A 19,914-nucleotide genomic window follows, 5' to 3' on the forward strand; every position below is an offset into this window, starting at 1 on the left:
CAGAAAAAACTGTTTTCCGGACAGGAGCTTTTTTAAATATCGGAATAGAAAAATCAGTATGTAACTTCTTATGCGTCTTTCTCTCCGCCAGATTCCTGTTTCAGATTCTTATTTGCGGTAGAAAGCATCAGCTTAATACGGTTCAGCTGGTTAACCTCCGAAGCGCCTGGATCGTAGTCGACTGCCACGATATTTGCCTTCGGATACTCCTTGCGAATGGCTTTAATAACACCTTTACCGACAATATGATTCGGCAGGCACGCAAACGGCTGGATGCAGACGATATTGTAAACGTCGCTGTGGATCAGCTCCATCATCTCGCCTGTCAGGAACCATCCCTCACCTGTCTGGTTACCGCAGGAAACAATCGGAGAAGCATACTTCGCCAGATCCCGTACATCAGCCGGCGGATCAAAGTGTTCGCTCTTCTTGAACTCTGCAACTGCCGCGCTCCGCAGCCAGTTGATCAGCTTAATGCCCGTATTTCCGAGCATCGAAGAGCTCTTCTTGAATCCAAGGTGCTCTACCTTGAAATTCGTATTGTAGAAGCAATAGCAGAAGAAATCGATCAGATCCGGCACAACCGGCTCGGCGCCTTCGCTTTCGAGAAGCTCCGCCAGATGGTTATTGGCCGCCGGAAGGAACTTAACCAGAATCTCGCCGACAATACCGACACGCGGTTTTTTCTCGTCCGTAATCGGAATGTGGTCAAAGTCGCGGATCATCGTGCGGCAGATCTGTTTAAAACGGGTATGACTCAGGTGTTTGGAAGAAATGAAATCAATACAGATTTTCTCCCATTTCCTGTGAATCCGGTCTGTCGTGCCCTTTTTCTGCTCATAAGGACGCATCCGGTAGATACATTTCATCATGATATCACCGAACTCCGCCGCATAGCAGAGACGGATTGCAAGATCCGGTGTAATCTTGAAGCCCGGATTTTCTTCGAGACCGCTCAAGTTAATCGAGATGACCGGAATCTGCGTCATATCGGCCTTCTCCAGTGCACGGCGAATAAATCCGATATAGTTGGAAGCACGGCAGCCGCCGCCGGTCTGGCTCATGATGACGGCTACTTTATTCAGGTCATACTTGCCGGAGAGCAGCGCCTGCATAATCTGTCCGACTACCATCAGAGACGGATAGCAGGCATCGTTGTTTACGTATTTCAGGCCGACGTCGACCGCCTCTTTGTTGTCATTTGGAAGCACTTCCAGATGGTATCCGGCAGCATTGAATGCAGGCTGCAGAATCGAGAAGTGGATCGGTGACATCTGCGGGCAGAGGATCGTGTAATCTTTGCGCATCTCTTTTGTGAAGACCGGCTTCTGGATCGAGGATGGAACAATTTCACGTACCGCCTGTTTGCGGTCATGTGCACGCAGAGCGGCGAGCAGAGAGCGGACACGGATTCTGGCAGCGCCGAGGTTGTTGACCTCATCGATCTTCAGGCAGGTATAAATTTTACCGCTTCTGGTCAGAATCTCATAAACCTCATCGGTGGTAACGGCGTCGAGACCGCAGCCGAACGAGTTCAGCTGGATCAGGTCAAGATCATCGCGTGTCTTTACGTAGTTTGCAGCCGCATACAGACGGGTGTGATACATCCACTGGTCATTGACACGAAGCGGGCGCTCGAGCGGTGCAAGATGGGAAACAGAGTCCTCTGTTAAAACGCACAGACCGTAGGAGTTAATCATATCCGGAATACCGTGATGAATTTCCGGATCGATGTGGTACGGTCTTCCGGCAAGTACGATACCTCTGCGGCCGGTTTCTTTCATATACTGCAGCGTCTCTTCACCTTTTTTCTGCATATCACGTCTTGCAGCGGCGAGCTCCTCCCATCCGGCATGGACAGCGGCGCGGACCTCATCCTCCGGCAGGCCGGAAAATTCTTTTGCCAGGCCGTCGGCGAGAACCTTTTCACTCGTAAATGCGAGGAACGGATTGCGGAATGTGATGGAGTCGTCCTGGAGCTCATCCACGTTGTTTTTGATGTTCTCCGCGTAGGAAGTAACGATCGGGCAGTTGTAGTGGTTGATGGCCTCCGGGAACTCGGTACGCTCGTACGGGATACACGGATAGAAGATGAATTTTACGCCGTGGCGTAAGAGCCAGGTCACATGGCCGTGGGCCAGTTTCGCCGGGTAACACTCGGATTCACTCGGGATCGATTCGATGCCGAGCTCATAAATCTTGCGGCTTGAAGTCGGGGAGAGTACCACGCGGTATTTCAGCTGCGTGAAGAAGGTGTACCAGAACGGATAGTTCTCGAACATATTGAGGACTCTCGGAATGCCGACCTCTCCGCGGATTGCTTCATCCTGCGGCAGCGGCTGGTAGCCGAAGATTCGTTTGTATTTGTATTCGAACAGGTTCGGAATATGATCCTTGTTTTTCTCTTTTCCGATTCCGCGCTCACAGCGGTTTCCGCTGATGTACTGACGGCCGCCGGAGAATTTGTTGATGGTCAGACGGCAGCTGTTCGTACAGCCTTTGCAGTTTGCCATCGTGGTCGAGTATTTCAGCTCATTGATCTTTTCGATGGAGAGCATCGTAGTCTCCTGATCTGCCGAATAGCGCTCTCTTGCGATCAGCGCCGCACCGAACGCACCCATAATGCCGGCGATGTCCGGGCGGATGGCTTCGCAGTTGGCGATCCGCTCAAAGCTTCGAAGAACGGCATCGTTGTAGAATGTACCGCCCTGTACGACGATGTGGCGTCCCAGCTCGGTGGCATCGGAAACTTTAATTACCTTATACAATGCGTTTTTGATGACGGAGCAGGCAAGTCCGGCAGAAATATCAGCAACGGATGCGCCTTCTTTCTGCGCCTGTTTTACCTTGGAATTCATAAATACGGTACAGCGGGTACCAAGATCGATCGGGTGTTTTGCGAACAGTGCTTCGTGTGCAAAATCCTGTACACTGTAGTTCAGGGACTGCGCGAAGGTTTCGATAAAGGAACCGCAGCCGGAGGAACATGCTTCATTGAGCTGTACGCTGTCTACAGTGCCGTTTTTGATCTTGATACATTTCATATCCTGACCGCCGATGTCGAGAATACAGTCGACTTCCGGATCGAAGAATGCTGCGGCATAGTAATGAGAAATCGTTTCAACCTCACCCTCGTCCAGCATCAGCGCAGCTTTGATGAGTGCTTCGCCGTAACCGGTGGAACAGGACCAGGCGATCTGTGCGGAATCCGGCAGTTTGGAGTAGATTTCCTGGATCGCGCGGATCGAGGTGCCGAGCGGATTTCCGTGGTTGTTGCTGTAGAAGGAATACAGAAGAGCGCCATCCTCACCAACGAGCGCGGCTTTTGTGGTTGTGGAACCGGCATCGATTCCGAGATAGCAGTTTCCTTCGTAAGTGGAAAGATCAGCCGTTACAACATTGTTGACGCTCTGGCGGGCCAGGAATGCATCGTACTCCTCCTTGTCTTTAAACAGCGGTTCGAGACGGGCAACCTCAAAATCGATGGCTACTTTTTCTTCGAGCCGTTTTTTCAGCGCGAGAAGAGAAACCTCGGTCTTTCCATCTGCATTCATTGCAGAACCGATGGCTGCAAACAGATGAGAGTTGTCCGGCACGATCGCGTGCTCGTCATCCAGTTTTAAGGTGCGGACGAACGCTGTCTTTAATTCCGAGAGGAAGTGCAGCGGGCCGCCAAGGAAGGCAACGTGGCCGCGGATTGGTTTACCGCAGGCAAGACCGGAAATGGTCTGGTTGACGACTGCCTGGAAAATAGAAGCGGCAAGATCCTCTTTTGTTGCACCGTCGTTGATGAGCGGCTGGATATCCGTTTTTGCGAATACACCGCAGCGGGCAGCGATCGGGTAGATGGCCTGGTAATGTTTCGCATACTCATTCAGGCCGGTTGCATCGGTCTGCAGAAGAGAAGCCATCTGGTCGATGAACGAACCGGTACCGCCGGCGCAGATACCGTTCATACGCTGTTCGACATTGCCGCCTTCAAAATAGATGATTTTGGCATCCTCGCCGCCGAGTTCGATGGCAACGTCGGTCTGCGGAGCCAGTGCTTTTAACGATGTGGAAACTGCGATAACCTCCTGCGTGAACGGAATGCCAAGATGGTTGGCAAGCGCGAGTCCGCCGGAACCGGTGATGACGGGCTGCAGGGTCAATTCGCCCAGTTTTTCGTGGGCTTCCCCGAGCAGATGGGCAAGTGTTTCCTGGATGTTTGCAAAATGGCGCTCGTAATCGGCAAAGAGAAGCTGGTTCTCTTCGTCGAGGATCGCAATTTTAACAGTAGTGGAACCGATGTCGATTCCAAGAGTATATTTTTTATCAGTCATGAATCAAACTCCTTTTATAATAAGAAACAATCTCAACACATTATACGACAAAAAATAAGGAAATACAATTGGAAAAAAGGCGATGTCTTATGAAAAAAGTATAAAGTCCTTGTGAAAAATGGAGAAAGCGGGAAAGAAAAAAGAGAGAAAAAAGAAAATTCAGGCATTGTCAAAAACAGATTTTGCCTGTATACTAAAAATAGTATGCCCTGCATGAAAACAGGAGGCAGGGATCATTGAGAAAGGATGAAAAGCGTTATGTATAAAATTCTGAAAATGGAAGGAAGAGCGAAGCGCGCCCATATGGAAACCGTGCACGGCAATATCGAAACGCCGGTATTCATGAATGTCGGAACTGCAGCAGCAATCAAGGGAGCTGTTTCCACCGAAGATCTCCAGCAGATCGGCACGCAGGTAGAACTTTCCAATACGTATCACCTCCATGTGCGCCCGGGAGATGAAGTCGTAAAGAAGATGGGCGGACTCCACAAATTCATGGTCTGGGACAAACCGATCCTGACCGATTCCGGCGGATTCCAGGTGTTTTCTCTGGCAGGCCTTCGGAAAATCAAGGAGGAGGGTGTCTATTTCCACTCGCACGTAGATGGAAGAAAGATCTTTATGGGACCGGAGGAGAGTATGCAGATCCAGTCCAACCTGGCTTCAACCATCGCGATGGCTTTCGACGAGTGCCCGTCGAGTGTGGCAGAGCGCCGTTATGTGCAAAACTCTGTCGACCGCACGGCGAGATGGCTGCAGCGATGCAAAAATAAGATGCAGGAGCTGAACCAGCGGGAAGACACGATCAACAAACATCAGCTTCTGTTCGGAATCAACCAGGGTGCGATTTATGAGGATATCCGCATTGACCATGCAAAACGGATTTCCGAGATGGATCTCGATGGCTATGCAGTCGGCGGTCTGGCAGTAGGAGAGAGCCACGAGGAGATGTACCATATTCTCGACGAAGTCGTTCCGTACCTGCCGAAAGACAAACCGACGTATCTGATGGGCGTTGGAACGCCGGCAAACATTCTGGAAGGCGTAGAGCGCGGCATCGATTTCTTCGACTGCGTATATCCGAGCCGGAACGGACGCCACGGCCATGTTTACACAAACCATGGAAAAATGAATCTGTTCAACCAGAAATACGAGCTGGATCCGCGCCCGATCGAGGAAGGCTGCCAGTGCCCGGCGTGCCGTCACTACAGCAGAGCCTACATCCGTCATCTGCTGAAAGCAAAAGAGATGCTCGGCATGCGGCTCTGTGTTCTGCACAACCTGTATTTCTATAACAATATGATGACAGAAATCCGGACCGCACTGGACGAGGGCAATTTTGCTTCCTACAAACGGGCAAAACTCGCAGGATTTGAGGAATACGACAAAAAGTAAGCGGGAAAGTATGAAATCTTTGGAAAATATCCGAAAAAGACTTGCCCATCGGTTACGGATTGTGTATTATGATAGGTGTGTCGAAAGAACGGGATGTATTCTCGAATAACAGGAGGAAAGAAAATGTTTTTAGCAACAACAACAGCAGGCAGCGGTGTGATGAGCACTGGTATGTTAATTATGTGGCTGGTCATCATGTTCGGTATGATGTATTTCTTAATGATCCGCCCGCAGAAAAAAGAGCAGAAAAAACTTCAGGCAATGCTGAATGACCTCGCAGTCGGCGATGCGGTCATCACGACAAGCGGTTTCTACGGCGTAGTCATCGATATCACAGACGACGATGTCATCGTAGAGTTCGGAAACAACAAAAACTGCCGTATCCCGATGCGTAAAACAGCCATTACAGAGGTTGAAAAACCGGAGACAGCAGTCGTTGAAGAAAAAACAGAAAAGAAAAAATAATTTTACACGGCGAAAAGCAAGAAAAACGCAGGTATTCAAAAAAACGAATGCCTGCGTTTTTTCTGCCCCGAAACTTCTTCGGCGGAACACGGCGAAAAATGCCGCGTATTTTTCTTTTAAATGGCAAAAAAGCAAAAAGATTATTGCGTTTCGTCCGATACAAAGAAATTTCGTGTTGAAATTACCGGAAAAATGGCGTATAATTTAGAAATGCTATAGACGCAGAGAAAATAGAACGGTTTTTCAGCCGGAAGAAAAGAGGGAGAAAGATATGGAATACCGTATTGGATTAATTCACGGTGACGGAATCGGACCGGAAATTGTAAAGGAAGCAAAAAAAGTTCTGGACGCTGTCTGCGAGAAATATGGACATAAGTTTGAATATACCAACCTTCTGCTGGGCGGAGCCTCCATTGATGTGCACGGCGTGCCGCTGACAGATGAAACCATAGAAGAAGCAAAGAAATGCGACGCTGTCTGATGGGCTCCATCGGAGGAGATGCAAAAACATCCCCATGGTACAAATTAAGCCCGGACAAGCGCCCGGAGGCAGGACTCTTAAAAATCCGGAAATCGTTAGGTCTGTTTGCAAACTTGCGTCCGGCTTACCTGTATCAGGAATTGAAAGATGCCTGCCCGTTAAAAGAAGAGATCATCGGCGAGGGCTTCGACATGCTGATTATGCGTGAACTGACCGGCGGCCTGTACTTTGGAGAGCGCAGCACTGTAGAAGAAAACGGCATCCGGAAAGCAACCGATACGCTGACCTACAGCGAGACTGAAATCCGCCGCATTGCAATCCGTGCATTCGACATCGCCATGAAGAGAAAGAAAAAAGTAACGAGCGTAGATAAAGCAAACGTTCTCGATTCCTCCCGTCTGTGGAGATCCGTGGTAGAGGATGTTGCAAAAGATTACCCGGAAGTTACCTTAGAGCATATGCTGGTCGACAACTGTGCGATGCAGATCGTCCACAATCCGTGCCAGTTTGACGTCGTTCTGACCGAGAACATGTTCGGAGATATTCTTTCCGATGAGGCAAGTATGGTAGCAGGCTCGATCGGAATGCTTTCTTCCGCCAGCCTGAACGAGACAAAATTTGGTCTGTACGAGCCAAGCCACGGCTCTGCACCGGACATCGCAGGAAAGAACATCGCAAACCCGATTGCAACGGTTCTGTCCGCAGCCATGATGCTCCGCTATTCCCTGGATCTCGATCAGGAGGCAGAGGCAGTCGAAAATGCTGTACAGAAAATTTTAAAAGACGGATACCGAACCGTAGACATTATGTCTGAGGGATGTACCCAGGTATCTACATCCGAAATGGGAGATCTGCTGGTAAAAGCACTGGCATAAAACTGTAAGATAAGAAAAGAGGAAAAAATCATGAGAAGTGATGCTGTAAAAAAAGGAATCGCACAGGCACCACAGCGTTCTCTGATGCGTGCGCTGGGTCTGACCGAAGAAGAAATGAAAAAACCGCTCGTAGGAATCGTAAGCTCCTACAATGAGATCGTACCGGGTCATATGAACCTGGATAAAATTACAGAAGCTGTAAAAATGGGCGTTGCCATGGCAGGCGGAACACCGATCGTGTTCCCGGCCATTGCAGTCTGTGACGGTATTGCCATGGGCCACATCGGAATGAAATATTCCCTCGTTACCCGTGACCTGATCGCCGATTCCACCGAGTGTATGGCAATGGCTCACCAGTTTGATGCACTGGTATGTATCCCGAACTGTGATAAGAACGTACCTGGCCTTCTGATGGCAGCAGCAAGAGTCAATGTTCCGACCGTATTTGTCAGCGGCGGTCCGATGCTTGCCGGCCATGTAAAAGGTGAGAAGAGAAGTCTTTCCAGCATGTTCGAGGCGGTTGGATCCTACGCTGCCGGAACTATGACAGAGGAAGATGTTTATGATTTTGAGTGCAATGCATGCCCGACCTGTGGTTCCTGCTCCGGTATGTACACTGCAAACAGCATGAACTGCCTGACCGAGGTTCTCGGCATGGGCTTAAAAGGAAACGGAACGATTCCGGCCGTATATTCCGAGCGTCTGCGCCTGGCCAAGAGAGCCGGTATGCAGGTTATGGAGCTGTTAAAACAGAATATCCGTCCAAGAGACATTATGACAAAAGAAGCATTCTTAAATGCTCTGACCGTCGATATGGCACTTGGATGTTCCACCAACAGTATGCTGCATCTGCCGGCCATCGCGCATGAGGCAGGCGTAGAGCTGAATCCGGAGATGGCAAATGCCATCAGTGAGAAGACCCCGAACCTCTGCCATCTGGCTCCGGCAGGATACCACTACATCGAGGAGCTGAACGAGGCCGGCGGTGTTTATGCCGTTATGAACGAGCTGAATAAACTGGGACTTCTGCACACCGAGTGCATGACCGCAACCGGAAAGACCGTTGGCGAGAATATCAAAGGCTGTGTCAACAAAAACCCGGAGATCATCCGTCCGGTAGAAAATCCATACAGCAAGACCGGCGGTATTGCTGTCCTGAAAGGAAACCTGGCACCGGATACCGCAGTCGTCAAACGTTCTGCCGTTGTACCGGAGATGCAGGTTCACGAAGGACCGGCCAGAGTCTTCGACTGTGAGGAGGATGCCATCGAGGCAATCCGCGGCGGCAAGATTGTGGCAGGCGACGTTGTTGTCATCCGTTATGAGGGACCAAAGGGAGGTCCTGGTATGCGTGAGATGCTGAATCCGACCTCTGCGATTGCAGGTATGGGACTTGGCTCTTCCGTAGCTCTGATTACAGACGGCCGTTTCTCCGGCGCATCCCGCGGTGCATCCATTGGCCATGTCAGCCCTGAGGCAGCAGAAGGCGGTCCGATCGCGCTCGTTGAGGAAGGCGACCTGATCCGCATCAATATTCCGGAGCACAAGCTGGAGCTTGCCGTATCGGATGAAGAGCTGGCACGCAGAAAAGCTGCATGGACTCCGAGAGAGCCGAAAGTAACCACAGGCTATCTGAAACGCTACGCAAAGATGGTTTCCAGCGCAAATAAGGGAGCCATTCTGGAGTTCTAATAGAAAAAAATCATATCAGCCGTCCGAACGTGCATTTTCATCGGATGGCTGATTTCATACACAAAGCCAAAAGATAAGGAAGGAATCATACAGACATGGAATTAACTGGATCACAGATTGTTATTGAGTGCCTGAAGGAGCAGGGCGTGGACACCGTGTTCGGCTATCCGGGGGGAACGATTTTGAATATCTATGATGAGCTTTACCGTCATCCGGAAATCCACCACATCCTGACCTCCCACGAGCAGGGTGCTGCCCATGCGGCAGACGGGTATGCGCGTGCGACCGGAAAAACAGGCGTATGTATGGCAACAAGCGGCCCTGGTGCGACAAATCTTGTCACTGGAATTGCAACTGCCTACATGGATTCTACCCCGATGGTAGCCATCACCTGCAACGTAGGCAAGGCACTGCTTGGAAAAGACAGCTTTCAGGAGATTGACATTGCAGGCGTTGCGATGCCGATCACAAAATACAGCGTGATCGTAAAAGATATCACGGTTCTCGCAGACACGCTGCGCCGTGCGTTTTCGATTGCAAAGAGCGGAAGACCGGGCCCGGTTCTGGTGGATATCACGAAAGATGTCACGGCGGCAACGTATGAATATGAGCCAAAGACACCGGAAGCAATCGCACCGTCTACCGAAAAAATCACAGAAGAAGGACTGGATCACGTTGTATCTCTGATCCGGGAGTCGAAAAAACCGTATATTTTCGTGGGCGGCGGCAGCATCATCTCCGGTGCGGCCGAGGAAGTGCGTGAACTGGCACACCATATACAGGCGCCGGTCTGCGATACCCTGATGGGAAAAGGCGCTTTCCCGGGAACCGATCAGCTGTACACCGGCATGCTCGGTATGCACGGAACAAAAACATCGAACTATGGCGTGACGAAGTGCGACCTGCTGATCGTGCTCGGTGCAAGATTTTCCGATCGTGTCACCGGAAACGCCGCAAAATTTGCAAACAATGCAAAAATCGTTCAGATCGATGTAGATGCGGCAGAAATCAACAAGAATGTTGTTGTCGAGTCGAGCATCATCGGAGACGTCAAAGAAGTCTTAAAACGCCTGAATGCGAAGCTGGAGCCGATGCATCATGACGAGTGGATTGCCGAAATCGAGTCAATGAAAGAAAAATTCCCGTTAAAGCATGAAGAAGGCCTTACCGGACCGTTCGTGATCGAGGAGATCTATAAGGCAACCGACGGCCAGGCTGTCATCACGACCGATGTCGGACAGCATCAGATGTGGGCGGCGCAGTATTATCGGTATACGAGCCCGAGAACCCTTTTAACCTCCGGCGGTCTTGGAACCATGGGATTCGGTCTTGGAGCTGCCATGGGCGCCAAAATGGGACGCCCGGACAAAACCGTTATCAACATCGCAGGCGACGGCTGCTTCCGCATGAATATGAACGAACTGGCAACCCTTTCGAGACACAACATTCCGGTGATCGAAGTCGTTGTCAACAACCATGTACTCGGTATGGTACGCCAGTGGCAGACACTGTTCTATGGAAAACGGTATTCCAACACTGTTCTGCAGGATCAGGCGGACTTTGTCAAGGTTGCTGAGGCGCTCGGCGTAAAGGGCATCCGCGTGACGAAGAAAGAGGAGATGGGACCTGCCATCCGTGAGGCGATTGCGAGCGGAAAACCGGCACTGATCGACGTATGGATCGACTGCGATGAAAAAGTATTCCCGATGGTTCCGGCCGGAGCACCGATCGAGGATGTCTTCGATGCAGAGGATCTGGCAAAAAAGGAACAAGAAAAGGATTGACATATTTCTAACAAAGAGGTATCATAGTTTCAACGTGGTAAAGTAATACCGTATTACCATATGAATTGCAGACTTGTAAGAAAAACTGCAATACAGGTACAAACGATTACAAGGAAAACCACCGGCATAGGAACGGTGGTTTTCCAGTAATATAAAGTAGCAAGAGAAACAGGAGGATGAAAAATGAGCAGAGTTTATAATTTTTCCGCAGGACCGGCAGTTCTGCCAGAGGAAGTGTTGAAAGAAGCCCAGGAGGAAATGCTGGATTACCGCGGATGCGGCATGTCCGTCATGGAGATGAGCCACCGTTCCAAAGTATTCCAGAATATTATCGATGAGGCAGAAGCAGACCTTCGCGATCTGATGGGAATCCCGTCAAATTACAAAGTCCTGTTTCTCCAGGGCGGTGCATCGCTGCAGTTTTCCATGATCCCGATGAACCTGATGAAAAACGGTGTCGCAGATTACATCGTAACAGGCCAGTGGGCAAAGAAAGCATACGCAGAAGCACAGAAATACGGAAAGGCAAACAAAATTGCCTCCTCTGAGGATAAAACATTTTCCTACATCCCGGACTGCAGCGATCTTCCGATCAGCCCGGATGCCGATTATGTTTATATCTGTGAAAACAACACCATTTACGGAACCAAATACAAAAAACTGCCGAATACCAAGGGCAAAACCCTGGTGGCAGATGTCTCCTCCTGTTTCCTCTCCGAACCTGTTAATGTCTCCGATTACGGCATCATCTACGGCGGTGTCCAGAAAAACATCGGACCTGCCGGAATGGTCATCTCCATTGTCCGTGACGATCTGATTACCGACGATGTCCTGCCGGGAACACCGACCATGATGAAATTTAAAACGCATGCAGATGCCGGCTCTCTGTATAACACGCCGAACTGCTACTGCATCTACATGTGCGGCAAAGTGTTCAAATGGCTGAAGAAAATGGGCGGACTGGAAGTCATGAAACAGCGCAACGAAGAAAAAGCAAAACTGCTGTATGATTTCCTGGATCAGAGCAAGCTCTTCAAAGGAACCGTTGTACCGGAAGACCGTTCTCTGATGAACGTTCCGTTTATCACCGGAAATGCAGATCTGGATGCAAAATTCGTCAAAGAGTCCAAAGAAGCCGGACTTGAGAACCTGAAAGGTCACCGTACCGTCGGCGGTATGCGTGCAAGTATCTACAATGCAATGCCGAAGGAAGGCGTAGAAGCACTCGTAGCCTTCATGAAAAAGTTCGAGGAGGAAAATCTCTAATGTTTCAGTATCATTGCTTAAATCCGATTGCAGGCGTAGGCCTTGCAAATTTTAATGAAAACTATCAGCAGAGTGAAAGCCTGGAGGGAGCCGATGCGGTTCTCGTCAGAAGTGCAGCCATGCACGGTATGGAGCTGCCGAAAAGTCTTCTTGCCGTAGCAAGAGCAGGAGCCGGTGTCAACAACATTCCGCTTGCCGACTGCGCAGAGCAGGGTATCGTTGTATTCAACACACCGGGAGCCAATGCAAATGGCGTCAAAGAGCTGGTGCTTGCCGGCATGCTGCTTGCATCCCGCGATATCGCAGGCGGTATTGAGTGGGTGAAGAGCGACAAAGAAGACGGCGACATTGCAAAGACAGCAGAAAAACAGAAAAAGAAATTTGCCGGCTGTGAGATCAGCGGAAAGAAGCTCGGTATCATCGGACTTGGCGCGATCGGTCAGCTTGTAGCAAATGCAGCAACCCATCTTGGCATGGAAGTATACGGATACGATCCGTACATTTCTGTCGATGCGGCATGGAATCTGTCCCGTGACATTCATCATATCCAGAACGTGGAAGATATCTACCGTACCTGCGATTATATCACCATTCATGTTCCGCTGATGGACAGCACAAAAGGTATGATTAACAAGGCAGCGATCGATGAGATGAAAGACGGCGTGGTTCTTCTGAACTATGCAAGAGACCTCCTGGTTGATGAGGATGCTGTTCTGGAAGCATTAAAGGCCGGAAAAATGAAAAAATATGTGACTGACTTTGCAAACCCGAAGGTAGTCGGCGCAGAGGGAACCATCGTTACTCCGCATCTTGGAGCATCGACCAAAGAATCCGAAGATAACTGTGCTGTCATGGCAGTTAAAGAAATCCGTGATTTCCTGGAGAACGGAAACGTCAAAAACTCCGTCAACTTCCCGAACTGTGATATGGGTGTATGCACAGGAGCAGGCCGTGTGACCATCTGCCATAAGAATATTCCTGGTATGCTGGGTGCATTTACCACCGTTATGGGTAACGCCGGTGTCAACATCAGCGACATGACAAACAAAGGTAAAGGCGATTACGCTTACACCATGATGGATCTGGAAAGCGAAGCAACAGAAGAGATCGTAAAAGCGCTGGAAGCAGTAGACGGCGTGTTAAGGGTTCGTATTATTAAATAAAGAAACAGCCATCCGAAAGAAACAAAAAAGGCGGTATCCGGAAAATGGATGCCGTCTTTTTTTCGATGCCATGCATCCGAAGGAAGCCGCAAGCAGCAGGTGAAAAAGCATAAAAAAGAGAACTGCCGCATCAGAGCAGTTCTCTTTGGAAGAAGTTTAATAGAAAGTGCAGCCGCGTTTTCACAGGTAATATACTGGTCGGTTGTTGCTTTCAGCACATGAAATTCCCTGTTTCCTTCGTAGGAAATGAAGAAGAAAATCAGAGTTCCTCTTTCGTGCAGATCAGATCCGTTTCCAGACGGCTCCGCCGCGTACATCAGCAACTTCAATGCCCTGGGCTTTCAGGTCATCGCGGATTTTATCTGCTTCTGCAAAGTTTTTGGCTTTTTTTGCTCATATCGTTTCAGAACAAGAGCATCAATTTCCGGATCTCCTTCGCCGGTAATCTGATAGCCGGACGCGGTGGAAGCAGAAGTTGTCTTTGCAGCCTCTTTTCTCTTCGCATCTGCATGAGCGAGAAGGGAAAGACCGAGTACCTGATCGAAACTGTCGAGAAGCGCCAGCTTTGCAGCATCATGCATGTCTGCTTTTAACACATCGTACAGCGTTGTGATGGCAAGCGAGGTGTTGAGGTCGGCATCGAGCGCTTTCTGGAATTTCTCTTTTAAAGCAGTCATAGAAGCTTCCTCGGCCGGTCCGTCTTTCGGGTCTAAAGCGGCGATGCGGGCGATCAGCTTGTCGTAGGCAATTTTGGCGTTGTCCAGGTTTTCCCAGGTGAAGACAAGCGCCTTACGGTAATGAGACTGGAGGCAGAAGAAACGGTAGACGAGAGGATCATAACCTTTTTCCTCAAGAAGAGAAACGGTTAAAAACTCACCTTTCGATTTCGACATCTTTCCAGTCGATGTATTCAGGTGATGTACATGGAACCACTGCGGGCACCAGGCGTGGCCAAGATAGCTTTCGGACTGTGCGATCTCGTTCGTGTGGTGCGGGAATGCATTGTCTACGCCGCCGCAGTGCAGGTCAAGGTATTCGCCATTGTATTTCATGGAGATACCGGAGCACTCGATGTGCCATCCCGGATAACCGACGCCCCACGGGGAATCCCATTTCAAGGCCTGGTTCTCAAATTTGGATTTCGTAAACCAGAGAACGAAATCATTTTTGTTGCGTTTGTTTGTATCTTCCTCTACGCCCTCACGTACACCGACCGCGAGGTCATCCTCGTCGTGATCGTTGAATACGTAGTAGTGGTCGAGACGGCTGGTGTCAAAGTAAACATTTCCGCCGGCAAAGTAAGCGTAGCCGGTGTCCATCAGTTTTTCAATGATTCTGATATATTCGTCAATGCATCCCGTTGCCGGCTGTACGACATCCGGGCGCTTGATGTTCAGCTTTTTGCAATCCGCAAAGAATGCATCGGTGTAATACTGTGCGATTTCCATGACTGTTTTGTGCTCGCGCTTTGCACCTTTGACCATCTTGTCCTCGCCGGTGTCCGCATCGGAGCTTAAATGGCCGACATCGGTGATGTTCATGACACGGTTGACGTCGTAGCCTTCATAGCGGAGTGCCTTTTCCAGGACATCCTCCATAATATAACTGCGCAGGTTTCCGATGTGCGCAAAATGATAAACGGTAGGTCCGCAGGTGTACATTTCTACACGGCCCGGTGTGTGTGTCAGGAATTCAGCTTTTTTATGGGTTGCAGAATTATAAAGATACATAAAAGAAGTCTCCTTTTTTCTTTTCGTGCGGATACGGATGCAGAAGTGATGATACACAAGAAAGCAAAAAAGCGTCTGCTGTATCCGACAAGGATATCAGAGACGCCGCGTGCGGTGCCTGTTTTCCGTGTACTGCACTGGTTCCTTATTAAAATTAATATTAGCAGGATTTTTTTTTGATGTCAATAGTCCGGAGACTGTCGAAGACAAAAAGTAAGAAAGTGATTTCGGTGTGAGCGGTCTTCATGGAAGGCTTTGCTTTGTAAAAGAAGGAAACGAAAGTAAAAAACGAAAGTAAAAAACGAAAGTAAAAAACAGTATGACGCTCTTAAATAAGAAGAAATGTGATTTTCAGAAGTCTGTTTTTGCGTCCGGCAGGATTCTTTCCCGGAGCAAAATCTGAAACAAATACAAAAAGACAGTGCTGCAGAACGCAAATGGAAAGAAACAATTATTTGTGTAATCTTTTTTTATTCTAAAACCGAAGAATACAGGAAAATAGAAAAACAGCATCAGAACAATACCCAAAAAGAGGAAAATAGAGGATTTTGATGACTTTAAATGCAGTTTATACACTTTTCTCCTGCATCGGATATTGACAAACAGAGAGAGTTCTGGTTATAATGAACCCAGTTGTTTTTGGACAAACGGACAAATGTACGGGCATGAGGGATGAAGAAAACAAATCTTGTTGGACGCATCTCCTTTTTGTACTATTCGTTTTGATGTGGTAAAGTGCCAAAATGAAAAACGGTGGAATGGCGAAGCCGTTCCGGTAAATGTCCGGATGATGCAAAAACAACGCGAATCCATGAAAGGAGTTAGGAAGAATTATGAAAAGAAAAATTGTAAGCGCATTACTTGTTATGAGTATGACTGCAAGCCTGGTTGCCTGCGGAAATTCCGGCAGCGGAAGTTCTGATCCGGCAGATGAGAGTGTAAGCGTAAGCAGCAGCGCATCTTCCGAAAGTGATGCAAGCGCATCTGCAAGCAGTGAGAGCGAAGCCGAGGCAGAGGAATCCGAAATGCCGGAAGGATACGACGAGACCAGCACAGAGCTCTACAATGAGGCACTGGGAGATTTCAACGATGCACTTGCTACTGCAAAGGAAGCAGAAACGGTGGATGAGAGATATGCCCTGATGGCAGTTGCCGAGGGAAAACTGATGGAGTCTGCCATGATGTACCCGCTCATCTCAAGAGGTGGTATGTACGCGATGTACAGAATGGCTCCGCGCACCAAGGACTATACACTTTGGGGAAGCGATAAGGACCGTTATCATCAGTATGTTGTAACAACTGACTTTATCAAGGCAGAAGATTACAACGAAATGAGAGCAAAATGGGATGAGCTTAAAGGAACAGGAACCTATGAGAGCTGGGTAAAAGAATATCTGGCAGGAAAAGGTTACACCTTAAAAGACAGCTTCTCCATGCCGTATGCGAGCGATCCGGTAACATGGGACGGACTTGCAACTTCCCGTGCGGCAGATACCGATGCGATCATCAATACCTATGACGGACTGATGGAGTACGATGTAGAGGGAACTCTGCAGCCGGCACTGGCAGAATCCTATGAAGTATCCGATGACGGACTGACCTATACCTTCCACCTTCGTAAAGATGTAAAATGGACCGATTCCCAGGGACGTGAAGTGGATACTGTAAAAGCAGATGACTTCGTGGCCGGAATGCAGCACATGTGTGATGCACAGGGCGGTCTGGAATACCTGGTACAGGGCGTGATCAAAAACGTATCCCAGTACATCAGCGGTGAAGTTACCGATTTCGACGAGGTTGGTGTAAAAGCTGTTGATGACTATACCGTAGAGTACACACTGGAAGAGCCATGCAGCTACTTCATGACCATGCTGGGCTACACCATCTTCATGCCGATGAGCAGAAGCTACTATCAGTCCCAGGGTGGTAAATTCGGTGCTGAGTACGATTCTTCCGCAGCAGATTATCAGTACGGAAAAGATTCCAACTCCATCGCATACTGCGGACCGTACCTGGTAACCAACGCTACAGCGAAAAATACCATCGTATTTAAACTGAGCGATTCTTACTGGAACAAAGACAACGTAAACATTAAAACCCTGACCTGGCTGTTCAATGACCAGTCTGATGTTACCAAAATGTACACAGATGCAAAAGCAGGTACCGTTGACTATGTAAACCTGAACACCTCCACTATGGAGACAGCAAAATCCGAAGGTCTGTACGACCAGTACGCAGTAGTTTCAGATACCGACGCTACTTCCTTCATGGGATTCTACAATATCAACCGTACTGCGACTGCAAATGCCAACGACGGAACAACAGCAAAGAGTACAAAGTCTGACGAAGAAATCCAGAGAACAAACAAAGCACTGCAGAACGTTCACTTCAGAAGAGCGATCAGCTTTGCAGCAGATCGTGGCGCTTACAATGCACAGCAGGTTGGCGAGGATCTGAAGTATACTTCCCTTAGAAATACCTTTACCCCGGGATATTTCGTAAGCCTGTCAAAAGACACTACCATTCAGATCAACGGAACCGACACAACCTTCCCGGCAGGCACCTACTATGGTGAAATCGTACAGAAACAGATCGACGCCGACGGCGTGAAGATCAAAGTATGGGATGCCGAAAACAAGACCAGCGATGGTTTTGATGGATGGTACAATCCGGAAAACGCAGTAGAAGAACTGAATACCGCAATCGAGGAGCTCGCAGAAGACGGTATCACCATCGATGAGAGCAACCCGATCCAGATTGAGTATCCATATCCGTCTGCAGTAGAAGTTTACACCAACAAAGCAAACTCCTACAAGAAATCAGTAGAGGCTGCCCTTGGCGGAAAAGTTGTGATCAATCTGGTTGATGCCGTAGACCTGGATGGATGGTACTATGCAGGATACTATGTAAACTATGGTTATGAACAAAACTACGACGTATATGATGTCTCCGGATGGGGTCCGGACTTTGGTGATCCGTGCTCTTATCTGGATACCATGCTTCCGGACTACGAAGGATACATGACCAAATGTTTCGGTATCTTCTAATTTTGGAAAAGGTAAAATTGGAAAGACCAGAACAGTTGAAAGCCAATGAATAAACCGGCAGGGGGATGGGGACAAAAAAAGCCATTCCCCTGTCATATTGTGTTAAGGAATGAGAGAATATGACAAAATATCTTTTTAAGCGTTTGTTGCATGGCCTTGTTTCCGTAGTAATCGTCGTTGGATGCGTTATGACTATGATCTATTCTCTGATGGACCGAAATCTGATTTTCGCACAGGATACCACCTATTCCCATCAGAGCAATAACCAGAAAAAGGTGTACAAATATCAGAAGTGGGAGACATACGGATATCTTGATTATGTAACCTATGCAGATTATTTGAACGCTCTCAAAGCAAAAGGCGAAATTGACGAGGATACGAGATCCAAAGCAGTAGCATTCGGAAGAACGAAAGACCAGGATTCAGAACTGGTATCTGAATATGTAAAGGAATTTACAGCTTATTATAAAGCAAAAGGTTACACCGTAAGAAGATACGATGCGATCATGATGGGTAAGAAAAAATATGCCAACGGCGGACAGCAGCAGCTGTTTGCATACAGGGATATTCCGCTTGCAACACGTCTCGGAAAATATTTTTCCGGTTTGATTGACATCGACAGCATTCACGATGCTGCAAAGGTAGAAGGTAAGAGGGGGATTACATTTACCTTACACGATCCGGTATATGGGGGAAAGAAATTTTCACCGGCCATCATGGGAAATGGCACAACACACAAGTACCTGATGTACTTTGACTCAAAATTCCCATATTTCCATCAGAATATAATCACCATAAATTTAGGAAAGTCCTATTCCGTAAATGAGGGTGTGGATGTAGCACTGACCATGACCCGCGCGCAGGGATCCTACGTAAAATCGGAGATACCTACCCAAGCGGTCTGGTGGAATACAGTGCAGACGATCTGCACAGCGCAACGTATATGAGCGAATCTCAGGATGCAAGCGCTGTTCATTCCGATCGGTTCACAGATGACTATACCAACGTGGATACAGTTAAGAGTGGTAAATCAAAAATCGGCTATTCCTTTGTGATCGGTATCATTGCCGTAATTCTTTCCTATCTCATCGCAGTGCCGCTTGGCATTCTGATGGCGAGAAAGAAAGACAAACTGGTTGACCAGCTTGGAACCATCTATATTGTATTCATTATAGCAGTACCTTCACTGGCCTATATCTTCCTGTTTAAGGCAATCGGAGGAAAAATGGGTCTGCCAACCACCTTTGACATGGATTCGAAGAGCAAGCTGATGTATATTCTGCCGATCGTTTCTCTGGCACTGCCGCAGGTGGCAAACCTGATGAAATGGCTGCGTCGATACATGATCGACCAGATGAACTCCGATTACGTAAAATTCGCAAGATCCGGTGGACTGACAGAGGGAGAAATCTTTACGAAACACATTTTGAAGAACGCAGCGATTCCGATCGTGCAGGGTGTTCCGGCGAGCGTACTGTTCGCACTGACCGGAGCCATCATCACCGAGCGTGTGTACGTAGTACCTGGTGCCGGTAATCTGCTGACCGAAGCAATCAGCAAATATGATAATGGTGTTATCGTAGGTGTTACACTGTTCTACGCAGTGCTCTCCGTGATTTCCATCATCCTGGGCGACGTTTTGATGTCCATGGTGGATCCGCGAATCTCATTCTCAACGAAAGACAGGTAGGGAC

General features: G+C 48.6%; 10 protein-coding genes and 2 pseudogenes. 10 read left to right on the forward strand and 2 right to left on the reverse strand.

Annotation, left to right across the window (positions count from 1 at the left end; translation table 11 throughout):
- Positions 1-68: 68 nt before the first annotated feature.
- Entirely contained in the window at positions 69-4,322 is a 4,254-nt protein-coding gene (locus DXA55_RS12920; RefSeq protein WP_117814386.1) for a 2-hydroxyacyl-CoA dehydratase, read from the reverse strand.
- A gap of 258 nt (positions 4,323-4,580) precedes the next feature.
- Between DXA55_RS12920 and tgt the strand changes: the two genes are divergently transcribed.
- The 7 genes and pseudogenes from tgt (at position 4,581) to DXA55_RS12960 (ending at position 13,443) form a co-directional block, all read left to right on the forward strand.
- Complete coding sequence (gene tgt, locus DXA55_RS12925) at positions 4,581-5,717, forward strand: tRNA guanosine(34) transglycosylase Tgt (RefSeq protein WP_117804425.1); 1,137 nt, start codon at positions 4,581-4,583, stop codon at positions 5,715-5,717.
- A 123-nt stretch (positions 5,718-5,840) separates the two neighbouring features.
- Positions 5,841-6,182 (forward strand): preprotein translocase subunit YajC, encoded by a 342-nt coding sequence (yajC, locus tag DXA55_RS12930; protein WP_055265423.1) that lies wholly within the window; start codon positions 5,841-5,843, stop codon positions 6,180-6,182.
- Between the two features lie 271 nt (positions 6,183-6,453).
- Positions 6,454-7,538, forward strand: a pseudogene (leuB, locus tag DXA55_RS12940) (3-isopropylmalate dehydrogenase).
- Between the two features lie 30 nt (positions 7,539-7,568).
- The gene (gene ilvD, locus DXA55_RS12945) at positions 7,569-9,230 is read left to right on the forward strand and encodes a dihydroxy-acid dehydratase (RefSeq protein ID WP_117801682.1); all 1,662 of its coding nucleotides are present in this window, start codon (positions 7,569-7,571) and stop codon (positions 9,228-9,230) included.
- 95 nt (positions 9,231-9,325) lie between these two features.
- A complete protein-coding gene (ilvB, locus tag DXA55_RS12950; RefSeq protein ID WP_117814388.1) occupies positions 9,326-11,014 on the forward strand; it encodes a biosynthetic-type acetolactate synthase large subunit in 1,689 nt (562 codons plus the stop codon).
- A gap of 183 nt (positions 11,015-11,197) precedes the next feature.
- The gene (gene serC, locus DXA55_RS12955) at positions 11,198-12,280 is read left to right on the forward strand and encodes a 3-phosphoserine/phosphohydroxythreonine transaminase (protein ID WP_117804398.1); all 1,083 of its coding nucleotides are present in this window, start codon (positions 11,198-11,200) and stop codon (positions 12,278-12,280) included.
- A complete protein-coding gene (locus tag DXA55_RS12960; RefSeq protein ID WP_117814389.1) occupies positions 12,280-13,443 on the forward strand; it encodes a phosphoglycerate dehydrogenase in 1,164 nt (387 codons plus the stop codon). Before serC ends, DXA55_RS12960 begins: the two co-directional genes overlap by 1 nt.
- 282 nt (positions 13,444-13,725) lie before the next feature.
- Here DXA55_RS12960 and cysS read toward each other — a convergent pair.
- A pseudogene (gene cysS, locus DXA55_RS12965) lies at positions 13,726-15,173 on the reverse strand (cysteine--tRNA ligase).
- An 833-nt stretch (positions 15,174-16,006) separates the two neighbouring features.
- Here cysS and DXA55_RS12970 point away from each other — a divergent pair.
- From DXA55_RS12970 to DXA55_RS17865, 3 genes are all read left to right on the forward strand, one after another.
- A complete protein-coding gene (locus DXA55_RS12970) occupies positions 16,007-18,220 on the forward strand; it encodes an ABC transporter substrate-binding protein (RefSeq protein ID WP_117814391.1) in 2,214 nt (737 codons plus the stop codon).
- 119 nt (positions 18,221-18,339) lie between these two features.
- Positions 18,340-19,167, forward strand: a complete 828-nt coding sequence (locus DXA55_RS17860; protein WP_242998537.1) for a hypothetical protein — start codon at positions 18,340-18,342, stop codon at positions 19,165-19,167.
- Positions 19,125-19,910 carry an ABC transporter permease gene (locus DXA55_RS17865; protein WP_242998540.1) on the forward strand — a complete coding sequence of 262 codons (786 nt, stop codon included), beginning with the start codon at positions 19,125-19,127 and terminating at the stop codon, positions 19,908-19,910. Before DXA55_RS17860 ends, DXA55_RS17865 begins: the two co-directional genes overlap by 43 nt.
- Positions 19,911-19,914: the final 4 nt, after the last annotated feature.

Source organism: Blautia sp. OF03-13 (assembly GCF_003460685.1).
In the GTDB taxonomy this organism is placed as follows: Bacteria; Bacillota; Clostridia; order Lachnospirales; family Lachnospiraceae; genus Fusicatenibacter; species Fusicatenibacter saccharivorans.